This window comes from Shewanella sp. SM55 (assembly GCF_025654025.1).
Lineage (GTDB): Bacteria > Pseudomonadota > Gammaproteobacteria > Enterobacterales > Shewanellaceae > Shewanella > Shewanella oncorhynchi.
The window spans coordinates 247,903-263,978 of sequence record NZ_JAKKRS010000002.1; the positions used below are offsets into that span (position 1 = coordinate 247,903).

A 16,076-nucleotide genomic window follows, 5' to 3' on the forward strand; every position below is an offset into this window, starting at 1 on the left:
TCCTTAAAATGTCGCTTGTTTATTCGAACTTTTCGCCATTGCATCTTCACGAGTGATAAGACCGCGATTGACTAAGTTCTGTAAACATTGCTCTAAGGTCTGCATTCCATGGGCCATACCTGTTTGAATTGCCGAATACATCTGCGCCACTTTGTCTTCACGAATTAAGTTGCGGATAGCGGGCGTGCCCATCATGATTTCATGGGCGGCGACACGGCCTCCTCCCACCTTTTTAATCAGGGTTTGCGAAATAACCGCTTGCAGCGATTCAGACAACATAGTGCGCACCATGTCTTTTTCACCGGAGGGGAATACGTCGACCACACGGTCAATCGTTTTCGCGGCAGAAGTAGTATGCAAGGTACCAAACACTAAGTGGCCTGTTTCAGCGGCAGTCATAGCCAAACGGATGGTCTCAAGGTCACGCATCTCACCGACTAAAATCACGTCTGGGTCTTCACGCAGTGCGCTTCTAAGCGCCGCATTAAAGCTGTGGGTATGGCGGTGAACTTCACGTTGGTTAATCAAACATTGCTTATTTTGGTGAACGAATTCGATAGGATCTTCAATGGTTAAGATATGATCATGTCGATTTTCATTCACGTAATCCACCATAGCGGCAAGTGTGGTACTCTTACCCGACCCCGTAGGTCCAGTCACTAGCACCAATCCGCGAGGGAAACTGGCAATTTTTTTAAAAATTTCCGGCGCACCTAATTGCTCAAGTGACAAAATGTCACTTGGAATGGTACGAAACACAGCCGCTGCACCACGGGATTGATTGAATGCGTTAACACGAAAGCGTGCAAGATTAGGGACTTCAAACGAGAAATCGATTTCTAAATGTTCTTCGTAGTCCTTGCGCTGCTTATCATTCATTATGTCGTACACTAAACTGTGTACACCTTGATGATCGAGCGCGGGCAGGTTAATTTTTCTCACTTCACCGTCAACACGGATCATGGGAGATATCCCTGCAGAAAGGTGTAGATCCGAGGCTTTGTGTTTTACACTAAATGCCAATAACTCAGTGATTTCCATCGTTTGGGATATCCTTGCAACTAGATAATTACATCATGACAACAATAGCAGACAGACTCGCAATCGCACAGCGCAGGATCACACAAGCAGCGCAAAAATGTGCCCGCCACCCCAGCAATATTCGCTTACTTGCCGTCAGCAAGACTAAACCTATTGAAGACATTATAGCAGCCTACCAAGCGGGTCAGCGTTGCTTTGGCGAAAACTATGTCCAAGAAGGCGCTGAAAAAATTACTGCGCTCAAGGGGGATTTTCCGGACATAGAGTGGCATTTTATCGGCCCACTCCAATCCAATAAAACCAGCATAGCCGCCCAGCATTTCGATTGGATGCATACCCTCTCACGCGACAAAATTGCCCTACGTCTCAATGAGCAACGTCCGGCCGAATTGGCGCCATTAAACGTCTGTATTCAAATTAATATCAGTGCTGAAGACACAAAATCTGGCATAGATGCGGCTCAAATGCTGCCACTGGCCGAACTGATAGCTCAGCTACCTAACTTAGCACTGAGGGGCCTAATGGCAATTCCAACGGCTACCGCAGATACAGAGTTACAGCTTAAAGAGTTTTCCATGTTAAACAATCTATTTCAAGAACTTAAAACGCATTATCCCGCTGTAGACACGCTTTCAATGGGGATGAGTAATGACCTAGATACAGCGATTAGCTGCGGTTCAACTATGGTGCGTATTGGCAGTGCCATTTTTGGTGAGCGCAATTACGCTGTGTAAAATCCACTTTAGGCATTTAGTTAGAGGTCAGTTTAACCTTGTTTTAGCACTTTATGCCCAAATACTGTATTTAAGTACACCGAACATTAACGATTTAAGAGCAATTAGCGAGAGTCGATAATTAGGCTCAGTCATTCAAATGACTAACCGTTTTATCATCTTAATTTAAGGTGAAGATGTTACAAGTTAACGGTTAACACACTGAAGAGAATCAAATGGATCAACAGAAAATCTGCTTTATCGGTGCCGGCAATATGACGCGCAGCATCATCAGTGGCTTAGTCAATAGCGGCTATCCAGCTCAACTCATCCAAGCGACTAATCCCAGCCAAGGTAAACTCGATGCACTAAAAGACGATTTTGGGATTTTGGTTTCTCAGGATAATTTAGCCGCGGCGCAAGCTGCCGATGTCATAGTACTTTCGGTAAAACCACAATTGATGCAACAAGTTTGTGAAGCATTACAGACAGTCGAGCTGTCGAATAAGTTAGTCATCACTATCGCTGCGGGCATTAAAGCAAAGCGATATACCGACTATCTGGCACAAGACATCAAGCTTATCCGCGCGATGCCAAATACGCCGATGCAAATTAGTGTTGGTATGACTGGCCTCTATGCGCCTCAAAGCATTACTACCGAGCAGAAAGCCATTTGCGATCGTTTGATGTCAAGCGGCGGCGAAATAGTGTGGGTAAATGAAGAGTCAGATTTAGATCAAGTGATTGCATTATCGGGCAGTTCACCGGCTTATTTCTTTTTGCTAATGGAGTCTATGATAGATGCTGGCAAAGAAATGGGAATGGATGAAACAAAAGCCAGAAGTTTAGTGCAGCAAGCTGCGCTTGGCGCTGCTATGATGGCAAAGCAAAACCCACAACTGACCTTAGGTAATTTAAGGGAGAATGTTACCTCAAAGGGCGGTACCACCGCACAGGCGCTGGCGACATTTGAAGCTGCGGATATGCGCGGCTTAGTAAAAAAAGCCATGGAGAACTGTATTAATCGTGCAGAAGAAATGGCTAAAACATTTTGATCCACTAACACGTTTTTATATCGAACTTTAATAGGTAGAAATCTCGATGAATGCATTTACCTTTTTAATCACCACTCTATTCGATCTCTATTTGATGGTGGTGATTTTGCGGATTTGGTTACAACTGGCAAGGGCTGATTTTTACAATCCTTTTAGCCAATTTATTGTTAAAGCAACTCACCCGCTCATCGCACCAATGCGCCGTATTTTGCCTTCCTTAGGGCGATTTGATACCGCATCTTTCGTCCTCGCATTATTGGTTGTGATAGCCAAGCTGCTACTAATTAGTCTCATTGCGGGCGGTGGCATAGACATACTGTTATTTTTGCTGTTTGCCGTTGTATCTGTGGTCAAAAAAGCAGGGGTATTGCTGTTTTGGATGCTATTAATACGCGCAATCTTAAGCTGGTTTAACCAAGGCTATAATCCAATTGTAATGATCATGGGTCAGTTAACTGAACCCGTATTAGCACCAATACGTCGTATCATACCGCCAATTGGTGGTTTAGATTTATCCGTAATGCTGGTCATTATTGGTATGAATTTCCTCAATATGTTACTTGCCCAATATATCCCTTATTGGGCAGTGATCTAATGAGTGCAGTGACTTTGCAGCAAGGTGACTTGCTGCTCAATCTCTACATTCAGCCTAAGGCAAGCCGAGATCAAATTGTAGGGCTGCACGGTGATGAGCTAAAAGTAGCCATCACTGCGCCCCCGATAGATGGCAAAGCGAATGCCCATTTAAGCAAGTACTTAGCAAAAGCTTTTAAAGTGCCAAAGAGCGACATTCACATAATAAAAGGTGAACTTGGTCGACATAAACAAATCCGCATTATTGACCCTAAGGTCATCCCAAGTGTCATTACTGAACTGATGGGGCAAGATAGTGAAAGGTAATTCAGTTGAAAGGTCACTCAGTTAAAGAATCGTACAACTGAAAACGAATTAATCCTTTGAATGCTATTAATTTATTAGAAAAAATAGTCACAGCGGCCCTATAATCCAACATTCCCTAATATGAGGTATCCCATCATGTTCCGTAATCTTCTCGCTGTATTAGCCCTCACGGCCAGCCTTTGCGGTGTTGCAAATGCCGAGCAAAAAGAAACTGTCGGCAATTTTGATATTCATTACATGGCACTTGGCAGTACATTTTTAACGCCTAGCATAGCCAAATCCTATGGCATTAAGCGCAGTAGCTACACTGGCATCATCAATATTGCCGTATTAGATATTAGCGAAGCAAATAAGCCCGCAGTACCCGTTGAAATTACTGGAGTTGCTAATAATTTGTTAGATGCGCGAATCAATCTAACGTTTAAAGAGATCCGCGAAGGTGATGCGATTTATTACATTGCCGAAGTACCCTACCGCGATGATCAGGAAATCAACTTCAATATCGCAATTAAATATGGCAATCAACTGAACACGAACTTACAGTTCAAGCAAAAATTCTACGTTGAATGAACCTATTTTATACCTTTGTTGGCGTTGCTTTCCTGTAGCGCCAACCCCTTTCCCTGTCCTTTACTATTGAGCTTGGGTATCATAGTGCCAACGCACGTCGCCCCATTTATGATAGGTATTCCATGCAACAAATCGTCCTCGCCAGCGGTAATAAAGGCAAACTCGCTGAATTCGATCAAATGCTCGCAAGCTACGGTGTCACTGTACTGCCGCAGAGCCAGTTTAATGTCAGCGAAGTAGCAGAAACGGGTACCACTTTTGTAGAGAATGCCATTATCAAAGCAAGGCATGCCGCCGAAATCACCGGACTTGCGGCCATTGCCGATGATTCGGGTTTAGAAGTGGATTTACTCCAAGGCGCTCCAGGCATTTATTCAGCACGTTACGCAGGCGAAAATGCCAAAGATCAAGACAACGTATTGAAACTACTTGAGACGTTAAAAGACCAGCCAGCACCTCGCGGGGCAAGATTCCAATGCGTACTGGTATATATGCGCCATGCGAAAGACCCTACCCCGATTATTTGCCAAGCCTCATGGGAAGGCCAAATCGACTTTAGCCAACGCGGCGCTAATGGCCATGGTTACGATCCGATTTTTATCCCTGAAAATTATCAATGTAGCGCGGCAGAGCTGAGCAGCAACGAGAAAAATGCCTTAAGTCATCGTGGTAAAGCTCTAGTGCAACTCATCGCTGCCATGCAAGCCCAAGGCGTATTAACAGGCGGGAATGCACAATAATGTCGTCAACTGCCGTGACTACTACGATGAAGCTCGAACTGCCACCACTCAGTCTGTATATCCATATTCCCTGGTGCGTACAAAAGTGTCCCTATTGTGACTTTAATTCCCATGGCCAAAATGGCGAACTGCCACAAGAGGCTTATGTTGATGCGCTATTGGAAGACTTACGCCAAGATTTACATCTCGTCCAAGGGCGGCAGATCCATACCATCTTTATCGGTGGCGGCACGCCATCCTTATTCGATGCTTTGCAAATCAAACGCATACTCGATGGTGCCAATGCGCTAATCCCCTTTAGTGACAATATCGAAATCACTATGGAAGCCAATCCTGGTACTTTAGAGCACGATGACTTTAGTGCCTATCGTGCAGCGGGCGTCACTCGTTTATCTATCGGGGTGCAGAGCTTTTCTAAGGATAAACTCAACTTACTCGGACGTATTCACGATCAAAACGAGGCACAAATCGCCGCTCAAAAAGCCAGCCAAGCGGGATACTTGAGTTTTAACCTCGATTTAATGCATGGATTACCCAATCAAAGCTTTGCTGAAGCTATGGCCGATATCGACACGGCAGCGGCGCTTAACCCGCCACACCTATCTTGGTACCAGTTAACGATTGAGCCCAACACCCTATTCCACTCAAAACCGCCACAGCTGCCCGATGACGAAGCACTCTGGCATATCTATGAGCAAGGTCAACAAAAGTTGGCCGCATTAGGGTATGAGCAATACGAAATATCTGCCTATGCAAAACTCGGTTACCAATGTAGGCACAATCTCAACTACTGGCAGTTTGGGGATTATCTAGGCATAGGCTGTGGCGCCCACGGCAAAGTGACGCTGCCTGAAGAAAACCGCATCATACGCACGGTAAAAATTAAACATCCCAAGGGATATCTAAGTGCCCACAACTACACCTTCGAATCGATTGAAGTTGCAGAGGAAGACCGCGCGCTCGAATATTTAATGAATCGCCTGCGTCTGATGACGCCTATTCCTAAGCAAGAATTTGAACTGCGCACAGGACAACACAGAGACACATTGACCGAAGGAATGGAAAAAGCCAAACAACGCGGTTTACTCACAGAATCCGCTGAACATTGGCAATTAACCAGTAAAGGTCATATGTTTGTTAATGATTTACTGACACAATTTTGCTGAATTAGCAGCTAAAAAACCTATATAAATAATGTGTTAGTGACTAATAGTACAGTTTAACACTATTACTGCTAACACATTTTCTAACACTAATATCCATACATTCTTGTTCCGCTTCTTTAGTATTGATGCAAATCAATCTAGGAAGCCTGATCATGCCAATAAAAACTAAAATCAGCTTAGTCGCACTGACCCTTTCAGCTCTGCTGACCATTCCCGCGTATGCAGCATCAACTTCGCCAGCCTTACACAGTGCAAGCGAACCTGTGAATGCAGTAGCACAAACCGAATCAGAAAAAGCCAATGCTCTGTTCGAAACCATCTTCATGGAAAACATCATGGCGAGTCCCATTTCGCAGACCTATATGGGGATCAAGCAAGACTATGATAAATGGGATGAACTGGGTGATGCCGCCGATGATAAAACCCTAGCGCGCACAAAAAAACAACTGGAGCGGGTCAATCAGATTGATGCGGCCAAGCTCGATCCACAAACAAAACTCAGCCTCACCTTACTAAAACAAAATCTGCAAAATGACATCGAAGATGACCAATGGCGCTATCATAATTACCCTGTGAATCAGATGTATGGCGGCCACTCTATGATAGCCTCCTTCTTGATTAACCAACATCAAATCACAGATGTCAGCGATGCTAAGGCCTATATCAGTCGCTTGAATGGCGTTCCCAAACGCTTAAGTCAATTACAGACAGTATTAGCCGTTCGCGCAGATAAAGGCATTATCGCGCCTAAGTTCGTATTCGCTTATGTGATTTCAGACAGCCAAAACATCATCAAAGGTGCGCCTTTTGATAAAGGCGACGACAGCGCGTTACTCGCAGATTTTCGCCGTAAAGTTAACGCATTAGCGATTAAAGAAACGGAAAAGCAAGCACTGCTTCAACAGGCTGAGCAAGCACTCGTTACTCAAGTCGAGCCCGCCTATAACAAACTCATCAGTTACGTAAAAACCTTAGCAGCCAAAGCTGATGACCGCGATGGTGCGTGGAAACTCCCTAACGGAGTCGCCTATTACAACAATGCCTTAGCTCGTACTACTACGACAAATATGAGCGCAGATCAAATCCATGACTTAGGACTTTCTGAGGTGGAACGTATTCACAATGAAATGCGCGCCATCATGACGAAGGTCAACTTTAAAGGCGATTTACAGCAATTCTTTAGCTTTATGCGTGACGATCCCCAGTTCTACTACCCCAATACCGCCGAAGGCAAAGCCGCCTATTTAGCTGAGGCGACTAAGTTCATCGACAATATGAAGTCGCGCTTGGATGAAGTGTTCAAAGTAAAACCTAAGGCCGCCATGGTAGTGAAGCAGGTTGAAGCCTTTAGGGAAAAATCCGCGGGTAAAGCCTTCTATGAACAACCAGCGCCGGATGGTTCGCGTCCAGGTAGCTACTATGCAAACCTATATGACATGAAAGCCATGCCGAAATACCAAATGGAGGCACTGGCCTACCACGAAGGTATTCCGGGTCATCACATGCAGATCGCCATTTCCCAAGAACTGCAAAATATTCCTAAGTTCCGTAAGTTTGGGGGCTATACCGCGTATATTGAGGGCTGGGGCTTATATAGCGAATCTTTCCCAAAAGAAATGGGACTCTACGCCGATCCTTACTCTGACTTTGGTCGCCTAGCAATGGAGTTGTGGCGTGCCTGTCGCTTAGTCGTTGATACTGGTATCCACGCTAAAAAGTGGACCCGCGAGCAGGGCATTGCCTATTACGTGGACAATACGCCAAATGCTAAATCAGATGCGGTGAAAATGGTTGAACGCCATATCGTTATGCCATCGCAAGCGACAGCTTATAAAGTAGGTATGATTAAACTACTAGAGCTAAGACATAAAGCAGAGCAACAGCTTGGCAGTCAATTTGATATCCGCGACTTCCATACGCTAGTACTTGCTAACGGCGCATTGCCACTGGATGTGTTAGAACAACAAGTCGCTCTCTGGATAGCCAGTAAGAAGCAGGCCTAATACCCTAATGTTTTAATGCCTTAATGCTGAGCCGTGAAGCACGGTTAATTTGCTTCACGACTAAAGCGACATAAGTGAAAGTCTTAAGCTGCAGCCAATAAAAAAGCCACTCGAAAGTGGCTTTTTTATTGGTACCATTATCCCGTTAGATAACAGAACCCATCTCACTGTGGGTCACTATATTTGTTGTATTAATTTATGCTTTAGCACTCGCCTTCACATCACTTAACACACAGTTGCGACTTTAGGGTACAGGGAGACAAAACTTGTGCCCAAGGCTGCACAAACCATCAATAAAAAATTACCTCAGCGATAAGGCTGAGGTAAACCAAAAACTAGGATGATGGTTTAAAGAGCCAACATTGTTTTAGTTCTCAAACTTCTGTTGGCTGTGATCCAAAACTGCATTAATGCCGACCTGTACACAAAAATTGAAAGGGGTCATTTCCAATAAACGTATAGGACTCAGATCATTCCGAATCAACTGTTACCATTGTATTCAATTAAGAACAGAGTTCAAGGATGTTATAAAAAAGTGCTTTAGAACCCCCTAAAAAACCATCAACAAATGTACTTAACAACTAAATCTAACATATTGATTTTAAATGACCAGAAAAGTGTCTGCTCAATTTAAAATCACATAAGGCTGCTTTTGAGAACAATGTTTCCTATTTTACTGACGTTTACTGAATAATTCGACATAGGGCGCATCCCAATACGGTGGCGTTCCTATGTGATCTTTGATGAATTCGATAAAAGAACTGACCTTAGGTGCTAAGTGCTTACGACGGGGATAAACCGCCTGCAATGGCAGATGGTGGGTCAATTGCCAATCCTTCAGTAAAGGCACTAATGTCCCTTTGGCAATTTCATCTTCCATCAGATAACTCGCAAGATACACAATTCCAAGACCACTTATTGCAGCAGATTTTAATGCAGGCGCATTATCCACCCTGAAATTACCCGATACGCCAATTTCACAGTAGTCATCACCCTTCTTAAATTGCCACATGCTGTGCTCGTGCCACTCGCCTTGATAGACCAAACAGTTGTGGTCAACTAGCTGCTCAGGTCGAGTTGGCTCGCCATGTTGAGCAATATAGCCAGGCGAAGCAACTAACAGGAATTGGCACTTCATCAGCGGTCTAGCAACCATGCCAAGCGGTAATTGCTCAGACATAGTTAACAGTAAGTCTAAGCCTTCGCTCACGACATCCACTTTATGGTCCAGTAAGCTCACTTGTAGCTCAAGCTCAGGATGTTTTGCCATAAAAGATGGCAACGCAGGAATGATATGCATCACCCCAAAGGATTGGGAAATACCCACCTTGAGCACGCCGCGGGTCGCATCATTTAAGTTATGCACGCTGGCTATCGCTTGTTCAGCGTCACGCAGCAGTTCTTCACCTTGCAAATACAGCAAATGCCCTGCTTCAGTCAGACTTAAGCTGCGGGTGGTACGTTGAATTAATTGAACACCAAGTCTATGTTCAAGATCGGCGACTTGTGTACTGACCTTAGACTTAGAGATCCCAAGCCTTCTTGCGGCGGCACTAAAACTACCTGCTCTGGCCACATGAGTAAAAATCGCAATAGGTTCTAACAGTTCTAACATGGAAGTCGCCTTAAGCTGTTTACGACAATGATATTAACTTTCGGTGAGCAGCTATGGTTAGCGTAATCATCGCTTAAAAATAACCATAGCATTGATATCTCGCATCAAAATGATATAACGCAGAGATTTAGACCGAAAAAGTCCACTAAAGTAGGGGGTTATATCTGACTGATATGCCAGCTTTTAATTATATTTTAAGAGTATACCAAATATTCGTCTCTAGACTGTAACATTCCGAACTAAATCGCTGCAAGCCTAGCCTATAAGCCACATCAACTTAGCCATAACGGTTGTCACCACGATTAAACCGTAGCCAATAAAAAAGCCCCTAGTCGATAAATTGACTAGGGGCGTAGCATTCAAGTTTGACTCATGCACAAGGAGATAGAAGTTATTGCAGTTAAAACTAAGGGCGATTCGCAAGAACTATTTACAAGAACTATTCACGCAGTTCCTTGGTTGAGTTTTGTGTCAACACATAAGGTGCTAGTTCTGGCACTTCTTGGCGCAATTGATTTTCAAGCACTAACAAATTTTCAAATCGGTCGCACAAACGGTCAGCCTTAGCTTCTAATCCCTTAGATTGGCTCTCAACTTGTAGCTCAATATCTTGGCCTAAATTGTCCATTTTTTTGGAGAAGGTATCCATCTTGGCTTCAAAATTTTCACCGCCACCAGACATGATTTGGCCACCTAAGTTCATCATAATGGAGCCAATTGAATTCTGGACAATTTGTTCCATTTCCTGCTCGAATTCATCGTTAAATGTACTTTGTATCGAGTCTTCAGTCGCCCCTAAATAGAAGCTATCACCATTCTTGTAAGCCACTGAATCAACCCGTTTTTGAACGCCAGCCATCATTTCATCAAATTTTGCACCAGCAGCATCACCCATTAAAGGTGTTAAGGCCATACCAACCGCTTTGGAAGCAAGAGATACTGCCTCATTCACCAGTTCAATCACTTCTGGCACTTGAGTCGAAACTTCATCGGCATATTGAGTAACCAATTTTTTCTGCTTGTCGGTTAAGTTAACTTGCTTACCTTCCACAAATAACTTGTCAACTTCGATGCGATACTTTTCTGTGCCCTTCTCGCTCATGACTAATTTTTTAGGCTCAACCATAACGTCATAATTTAAGGAAACTTCACAGCGTTCATCTATTTTTGGCTCTGTTTGTGCTTGCGCCAGCTGCACACTAGATGTTCCTAAAATCACGCCAGATAATGCAAATCCAGTTAATAACTTATTTAATTTCATTTTTGTTCGTCCTTTAATCTGAATAATTCGATAAACCTAAACTACTGAATAGCTTATAGCAGGAGATGTGCCAACTTTATAACAATTTGATTATGTTTAATTTTTGAAAGTTAGCACTAAAAGGTCATTAGCGAAATTCGCTAACATTTAGTCTGATAGTGCTAATAAAAACGAGAGATAAGACTAGAAAATAGAACGACCGAGACGCTGACTTAGATGCTCAAGCATCGCAGTGCCCGCAAGTGAGTTGCCATTATTATCGAGTTCTGGCGACCATACACAAATCGACAGTTCTCCAGGGATCACGGCAATAATACCTCCGCCGACGCCACTTTTACCTGGCATACCAACACGATAAGCAAACTCACCCGCACCATCGTATAGGCCCGAAGTCGCCAACAGAGCGTTAAGTTGCCGAGTTTGCACTTGAGAGATAAGCTCAGTCCCTGTGATACTTTTGCCGCGATTAGCCAAATACAACATGGCCTTAGACAAGTCAGCACAATTCATCTTCAAGGCGCAATAATGAAAATAGGTGCGCAGCACAGTATCAACATCACCTTGAAAATTACCAAATGACTTCATCAAATAAGCGATAGCCGCATTGCGCGCACTATGCTGATATTCTGAATCTGCTACTTGTTTATCGAAACACACTTTATCGTTTTGGCTTAGTTGCCTGACTAACTCAAGCATTCTGTGTTTAGGTGCCCCTAAACGACTCTGCAATAAGTCCGCAATCACTAACGCGCCAGCATTGATAAATGGGTTGCGCGGCTTGCCACGTTCTAACTCGACTTGTACTAAAGAGTTGAATGAATGACCCGAAGGTTCTTTGCCAACACGGCTCCAAATTTCGGCTTCTTCATATAAAGTTAACGCTAAGGTTAAGCTGAAAACTTTGGAGATACTTTGAATCGAAAACGGCTCAAGGTAATCGCCCGCACCTAAGGTTTCGCCATCAACAGTCGTGACGGCAATGCCTAATTTGCCAGCATCAACGCTGGCCAGTGCGGGGATATAATTTGCAACCTTTCCTTGGCCGAGCAAGGGTCGAACTTTCTCGACCACTTCCTCAAGTAATGCCAACTCGGGCATTAACCCCACCAAATGTCGTACAGTTCGCTAACTTCAACCTGAGACACTTTTTGGGTCGCCCAGAATGCCTTAACTGCAGCAATATCTTCTTCGGTACATTTACCAATCGTTTGGGTGGCGATAATGCCTTCCCATTCGATGTGGCCGCCGCCATGGAAACCTAATTTACGGGTTTCGATCACTTCATCGATGAATTTATCTACAGTTGCATCGATATCGGCTTCAGATACTGATGCATCAAAAGTCCAAGCCATATCGAAACCTAACTCTTGGAATTCATCAACGCGCATTTTCTTACGTAAACGACGGCTACGATTAGTTGCCATAGTGATTTTCCCTTTTGTGTTTAAAATTAGCTAAAATTGAGTTCGTGATTAAGCGATACGCTCAAACATCAGATCCCATACACCGTGACCCAGTCTATGGCCGCGGGCTTCAAACTTTGTCAATGGACGATGATCAGGACGCGGCACCACACTGCCGTCGGCCGACTGGTTTTGATAACCCGGAGCGGCTTGCATCACCTCTAACATATGCTCGCTGTACTCTTCCCAGTCAGTGGCCATATGGAACACACCGCCAATTTTTAGCTTGCGACGAATCAGTTCGGCAAATTCAGCTTGTACGATGCGGCGTTTATGGTGACGTTTTTTATGCCAAGGATCTGGGAAGAACAATTGCACTCGGGCTAATGAACCGTCAGCAATCGCATGTTCTAATACTTCCATGGCATCGTGATGATACACACGTAAATTAGTCACACCAGCAATGGCGGCATCACTGAGGCAAGAGCCTACACCCGGTTTATGCACTTCAATACCAATGAAATTTTGCTCTGGTGCATCTTTAGCCATTTGTACTAAAGAGGCGCCCATGCCAAAGCCAATTTCCAGCACAGTATCAGCTTCACGACCAAAAACGTCGCTTAGTACCAATGGCACTGGGCTGTAATCTAAACCCATTGTTGGCCACTGGCTTTCAATAGCGTGTGCTTGGCCTTTGGTTAGGCGACCTTCTCTCAGGACAAAGCTTCTGATCTTGCGCAGATACTTGCCTTCTTCATTAAATTCAGCGGTAGTGACTTCGCTCATTTTTGCCTCGTCTAGTGGACAACACCATCATAAAAGAAGGGCATTATCCAAAGTTCAACATACAGTGCAAGCACTAATGGGGCGAAAGTATACCAAGATTATTTAAGAGTGCGAATTTAGCAGCGATTTTTAGCTTTAGATCCCTTGCCAACTTATCTTTGACGCTTGTCTAAGAAGATAACTGCCGCTACACTGCGCCGATGAAATCTACAGCCTCCTTCGCTACACGTATCGTCTCTTGGTACGACAATCACGGTCGTAAAACCCTCCCTTGGCAGCAAGATAAAACCCCATATCGCGTATGGGTTTCTGAAATTATGCTGCAACAAACTCAGGTTGCGACTGTTATTCCCTATTATCTTAAATTTATGGCGCGTTTCCCCGATGTGTTAGCACTTGCTAACGCGCCAGACGATGAGGTATTACATCATTGGACCGGCCTTGGCTATTACGCTAGGGCGCGTAACCTGCATAAAGCAGCCAAAATAATCCGCGATGATTATCAGGGATTATTTCCAACACATTTTGAACAAGTGCTCGCCCTACCCGGCATCGGTCGCTCGACGGCAGGCGCAGTATTGTCATTGTCACTTGGGCAACATCACCCCATTCTCGATGGCAACGTAAAACGAGTATTAGCAAGACATGGGGCAATAGCAGGTTGGCCAGGGCAAAAGACGGTTGAAGAGCAACTTTGGCAACTGACGGATGCCTTCACACCGCAGCAAGATATTCAGAAATATAATCAAGCCATGATGGATATCGGCGCCAGTATTTGCACTCGTAGCAAACCTAACTGTGCCGCTTGCCCTGTAGCGATTGATTGCAAAGCTCAACTGATTGGCAGACAAACCGATTTCCCTGGCAAAAAGCCTAAAAAAACCATACCAACCAAAGCGGCGTGGATGTTAGTGCTGATGCAAGACAACCAAGTCTTTCTAGCTAAACGTCCGCCAGCGGGAATTTGGGGCGGGCTCTGGTGTTTCCCTGAATTCGCTACCCAAGCCGCCCTTGAAACTCATCTTGAAGAGCAAGGGTTTGATGTGCAGCAACTCGAATGGTTAACTGGCTTTAGGCACACATTTAGCCACTTTCATTTAGATATTCAGCCCATGATGCTTAACTTAGATAAAACTCACGGCGATAAAACCCTCGGCAATAAACAGAGCGTGGGCGCTGTCATGGAACAAAACCAGTCTCTCTGGTATAACATAAGTCATCCTTCCAAAGTGGGACTCGCCGCCGCCACCGAGCGCGTGCTAGCCAATTTGGGATCACTCGTTCAATCCGCAGTCAGTAAGGAATAATCATGGCGCGTACAGTCAATTGCGTATATTTAAATAAAGAAGCCGACGGCCTAGACTTTCAACTGTATCCAGGTGATTTAGGTAAGCGCATTTTTGATAACATCAGCAAAGAAGCTTGGGGCCTATGGCAAAAAAAGCAAACCATGCTGATCAACGAGAAAAAACTCAACATGATGAATGTTGATGATCGTAAATTTCTTGAAGAACAAATGACCTCTTTCCTATTTGAAGGTAAAGATGTTGAAATTGAAGGTTTTGTACCAGAAAAAGACCAAGATTAATTCTGGTAGTGTAGCGCGCCGACCAAAGTGAGAAATGGTATCGCCTATATGAGAAAAAGCAAAGGCCCTCACTAAGAGGGCCTTTCGTTTAGTCATCCTTAGACTGAATGTGGTTACAGTATGCACATCGCTTAGTCTTAAAATATACCGCTCTTTCGTCATAGGAGATTAAGCCACCATGGATCTCACATCTATAATCTTCTAATAACGCCTTGGTATTCCAATCGTCTTCATTCTGAAGTTGCCTTGCTTTCTCTCTTCCCATAACTTACTCCTTAACATTTCTTAATACCCAAGCATCAGAGTAAGGAATAGTCACCAGGGTGCAAGCAACCAATTTTTAGCCAGTTTTTTATAGTGATGTAGCCAAAAAACTGGAGGTTTAACAGGAGTCTAAAAAGCTGAACTGGCCACATTGAGTGGCCATTATCATTTACTTTACCAATTCCAGATGAGTAGCTCTTGCTGCTCTCCTGAACGGCCTGAGCCTCCTACCGTGTAACGTATTCCAAGCGTCTTCATTTGTAGTCCAGCAAATGCCTCGCGCATTTCGGGGATGTCATTCACGCTGATCACCATCTTGCCTTTGATTGTCTTCGCAAGCTCGGCCATCAAGGCATATTGCTCTAGTCCAAAATCTACACCATAACCTGCGGTACTCCAGTAAGGCGGGTCTAAATAGAACAAGGTTTCTGGCTTATCGTATCGTCTTACGCACTCAGCCCAGTCCAACCGCTCGATATAGGTTCTTGCCAAGCGTAGGTGAGCAACGCTGAGATCTTCCTCAATCCTTAACAAGTTCAAACCAGCGGGTCGAGACGCTGAACACCCAAAATTCTGACCTGATACTTTCCCGCCAAACGCCAGCTTTTGAAGATAGTAGAAGCGACTCGCTCGCTGAATATCGGTTAGTGTTTCAGGGTTAGTATTCTTCTGCCATAAAAACTCCTCACGGCTAATTAAAGCCCATTTAAAGTGCCTTATAAACTCCTCTAAATGATGTTTAATGACTCGATAAAGATTCACCAAGTCGCCATTCATGTCATTAACGACTTCCACCCGCGCTTCGTCTTTGCTGAAGAACATTGCAGCACCGCCGCAGAAGGGTTCTACATAGGTATGGTGTTCAGGGAATATCGGTAAAATCTGCTTAACTAATCTACGCTTACCGCCCATCCAAGGGATAATCGGTTTTGGCATGTGAGCCTCCTTTTTTAGGATTTTTTATGCTAGGC

Annotated in this window: 17 protein-coding genes; 10 read left to right on the forward strand and 7 right to left on the reverse strand. The window is 44.3% G+C overall.

All coding sequences use genetic code 11. The annotated features are described in order from the left end of the window. Window positions 1-3: 3 nt before the first annotated feature. On the reverse strand, window positions 4-1,041 hold the full coding sequence (locus L5L91_RS04290) for a type IV pilus twitching motility protein PilT (protein ID WP_263235724.1): 1,038 nt from the start codon (window positions 1,039-1,041) through the stop codon (window positions 4-6). Between the two features lie 35 nt (window positions 1,042-1,076). On the opposite strand from L5L91_RS04290, the gene L5L91_RS04295 reads away from it, so the two are divergent. From L5L91_RS04295 to L5L91_RS04330, 8 genes are all read left to right on the forward strand, one after another. After that, window positions 1,077-1,775: a YggS family pyridoxal phosphate-dependent enzyme gene (locus tag L5L91_RS04295; RefSeq protein WP_263235725.1), complete on the forward strand. Its 699-nt coding sequence runs from the start codon at window positions 1,077-1,079 to the stop codon at window positions 1,773-1,775. A gap of 215 nt (window positions 1,776-1,990) precedes the next feature. Next, window positions 1,991-2,809 carry a pyrroline-5-carboxylate reductase gene (gene proC, locus L5L91_RS04300; RefSeq protein WP_028761284.1) on the forward strand — a complete coding sequence of 273 codons (819 nt, stop codon included), beginning with the start codon at window positions 1,991-1,993 and terminating at the stop codon, window positions 2,807-2,809. A 46-nt stretch (window positions 2,810-2,855) separates the two neighbouring features. Next, window positions 2,856-3,404 carry a YggT family protein gene (locus L5L91_RS04305; protein WP_105251874.1) on the forward strand — a complete coding sequence of 183 codons (549 nt, stop codon included), beginning with the start codon at window positions 2,856-2,858 and terminating at the stop codon, window positions 3,402-3,404. Further along, window positions 3,404-3,709 carry a DUF167 family protein YggU gene (yggU, locus tag L5L91_RS04310; protein WP_263235726.1) on the forward strand — a complete coding sequence of 102 codons (306 nt, stop codon included), beginning with the start codon at window positions 3,404-3,406 and terminating at the stop codon, window positions 3,707-3,709. The genes L5L91_RS04305 and yggU overlap by 1 nt, the downstream gene beginning before the upstream one ends. A 135-nt stretch (window positions 3,710-3,844) precedes the next feature. Beyond that, window positions 3,845-4,279, forward strand: coding sequence for a DUF4426 domain-containing protein (locus L5L91_RS04315; protein WP_113939419.1), 435 nt, complete (start codon window positions 3,845-3,847; stop codon window positions 4,277-4,279). 122 nt (window positions 4,280-4,401) lie between these two features. Next, on the forward strand, window positions 4,402-5,019 hold the full coding sequence (gene rdgB / locus L5L91_RS04320) for an RdgB/HAM1 family non-canonical purine NTP pyrophosphatase (protein ID WP_131523655.1): 618 nt from the start codon (window positions 4,402-4,404) through the stop codon (window positions 5,017-5,019). Beyond that, a complete protein-coding gene (gene hemW, locus L5L91_RS04325) occupies window positions 5,019-6,185 on the forward strand; it encodes a radical SAM family heme chaperone HemW (RefSeq protein WP_263235727.1) in 1,167 nt (388 codons plus the stop codon). Before rdgB ends, hemW begins: the two co-directional genes overlap by 1 nt. A 152-nt stretch (window positions 6,186-6,337) precedes the next feature. Then, window positions 6,338-8,188, forward strand: coding sequence for a DUF885 domain-containing protein (locus L5L91_RS04330; protein ID WP_263235728.1), 1,851 nt, complete (start codon window positions 6,338-6,340; stop codon window positions 8,186-8,188). 673 nt (window positions 8,189-8,861) lie between these two features. Here L5L91_RS04330 and L5L91_RS04335 read toward each other — a convergent pair. The 5 genes from L5L91_RS04335 to trmB form a co-directional block, all read right to left on the reverse strand. Further along, the gene (locus L5L91_RS04335; RefSeq protein ID WP_263235729.1) at window positions 8,862-9,803 is read right to left on the reverse strand and encodes a LysR family transcriptional regulator; all 942 of its coding nucleotides are present in this window, start codon (window positions 9,801-9,803) and stop codon (window positions 8,862-8,864) included. Between the two features lie 439 nt (window positions 9,804-10,242). Further along, window positions 10,243-11,064 (reverse strand): YggN family protein, encoded by an 822-nt coding sequence (locus tag L5L91_RS04340; protein ID WP_263235731.1) that lies wholly within the window; start codon window positions 11,062-11,064, stop codon window positions 10,243-10,245. Window positions 11,065-11,247: 183 nt separating this feature from the next. Next, window positions 11,248-12,162, reverse strand: coding sequence for a glutaminase B (gene glsB / locus L5L91_RS04345; RefSeq protein ID WP_113939414.1), 915 nt, complete (start codon window positions 12,160-12,162; stop codon window positions 11,248-11,250). After that, complete coding sequence (locus L5L91_RS04350) at window positions 12,162-12,488, reverse strand: YggL family protein (protein WP_028761293.1); 327 nt, start codon at window positions 12,486-12,488, stop codon at window positions 12,162-12,164. Before L5L91_RS04350 ends, glsB begins: the two co-directional genes overlap by 1 nt. Window positions 12,489-12,536: 48 nt before the next feature. Further along, window positions 12,537-13,253 (reverse strand): tRNA (guanosine(46)-N7)-methyltransferase TrmB, encoded by a 717-nt coding sequence (trmB, locus tag L5L91_RS04355; RefSeq protein WP_105251866.1) that lies wholly within the window; start codon window positions 13,251-13,253, stop codon window positions 12,537-12,539. 200 nt (window positions 13,254-13,453) lie between these two features. On the opposite strand from trmB, the gene mutY reads away from it, so the two are divergent. Next, window positions 13,454-14,560, forward strand: a complete 1,107-nt coding sequence (mutY, locus tag L5L91_RS04360) for an A/G-specific adenine glycosylase (RefSeq protein WP_263162122.1) — start codon at window positions 13,454-13,456, stop codon at window positions 14,558-14,560. Window positions 14,561-14,562: 2 nt separating this feature from the next. Further along, window positions 14,563-14,841: an oxidative damage protection protein gene (locus L5L91_RS04365; RefSeq protein WP_011788659.1), complete on the forward strand. Its 279-nt coding sequence runs from the start codon at window positions 14,563-14,565 to the stop codon at window positions 14,839-14,841. Window positions 14,842-15,279: 438 nt separating this feature from the next. On the opposite strand, the gene L5L91_RS04370 is transcribed toward L5L91_RS04365, so the two are convergent. Further along, complete coding sequence (locus L5L91_RS04370; RefSeq protein ID WP_263235733.1) at window positions 15,280-16,041, reverse strand: DNA adenine methylase; 762 nt, start codon at window positions 16,039-16,041, stop codon at window positions 15,280-15,282. Window positions 16,042-16,076 lie beyond the last annotated feature (35 nt).

What these genes read in the sequence shown, in the direction of transcription:
- L5L91_RS04290 (WP_263235724.1), bottom strand. Translation starts at nt 1,041, where the DNA reads ATGGAAATCACTGAGTTATTGGCATTTAGTGTAAAACACAAAGCCTCG.
- L5L91_RS04295 (WP_263235725.1), top strand. Translation starts at nt 1,077, where the DNA reads ATGACAACAATAGCAGACAGACTCGCAATCGCACAGCGCAGGATCACA.
- proC (WP_028761284.1), top strand. Translation starts at nt 1,991, where the DNA reads ATGGATCAACAGAAAATCTGCTTTATCGGTGCCGGCAATATGACGCGC.
- L5L91_RS04305 (WP_105251874.1), top strand. Translation starts at nt 2,856, where the DNA reads ATGAATGCATTTACCTTTTTAATCACCACTCTATTCGATCTCTATTTG.
- yggU (WP_263235726.1), top strand. Translation starts at nt 3,404, where the DNA reads ATGAGTGCAGTGACTTTGCAGCAAGGTGACTTGCTGCTCAATCTCTAC.
- L5L91_RS04315 (WP_113939419.1), top strand. Translation starts at nt 3,845, where the DNA reads ATGTTCCGTAATCTTCTCGCTGTATTAGCCCTCACGGCCAGCCTTTGC.
- rdgB (WP_131523655.1), top strand. Translation starts at nt 4,402, where the DNA reads ATGCAACAAATCGTCCTCGCCAGCGGTAATAAAGGCAAACTCGCTGAA.
- hemW (WP_263235727.1), top strand. Translation starts at nt 5,019, where the DNA reads ATGTCGTCAACTGCCGTGACTACTACGATGAAGCTCGAACTGCCACCA.
- L5L91_RS04330 (WP_263235728.1), top strand. Translation starts at nt 6,338, where the DNA reads ATGCCAATAAAAACTAAAATCAGCTTAGTCGCACTGACCCTTTCAGCT.
- L5L91_RS04335 (WP_263235729.1), bottom strand. Translation starts at nt 9,803, where the DNA reads ATGTTAGAACTGTTAGAACCTATTGCGATTTTTACTCATGTGGCCAGA.
- L5L91_RS04340 (WP_263235731.1), bottom strand. Translation starts at nt 11,064, where the DNA reads ATGAAATTAAATAAGTTATTAACTGGATTTGCATTATCTGGCGTGATT.
- glsB (WP_113939414.1), bottom strand. Translation starts at nt 12,162, where the DNA reads ATGCCCGAGTTGGCATTACTTGAGGAAGTGGTCGAGAAAGTTCGACCC.
- L5L91_RS04350 (WP_028761293.1), bottom strand. Translation starts at nt 12,488, where the DNA reads ATGGCAACTAATCGTAGCCGTCGTTTACGTAAGAAAATGCGCGTTGAT.
- trmB (WP_105251866.1), bottom strand. Translation starts at nt 13,253, where the DNA reads ATGAGCGAAGTCACTACCGCTGAATTTAATGAAGAAGGCAAGTATCTG.
- mutY (WP_263162122.1), top strand. Translation starts at nt 13,454, where the DNA reads ATGAAATCTACAGCCTCCTTCGCTACACGTATCGTCTCTTGGTACGAC.
- L5L91_RS04365 (WP_011788659.1), top strand. Translation starts at nt 14,563, where the DNA reads ATGGCGCGTACAGTCAATTGCGTATATTTAAATAAAGAAGCCGACGGC.
- L5L91_RS04370 (WP_263235733.1), bottom strand. Translation starts at nt 16,041, where the DNA reads ATGCCAAAACCGATTATCCCTTGGATGGGCGGTAAGCGTAGATTAGTT.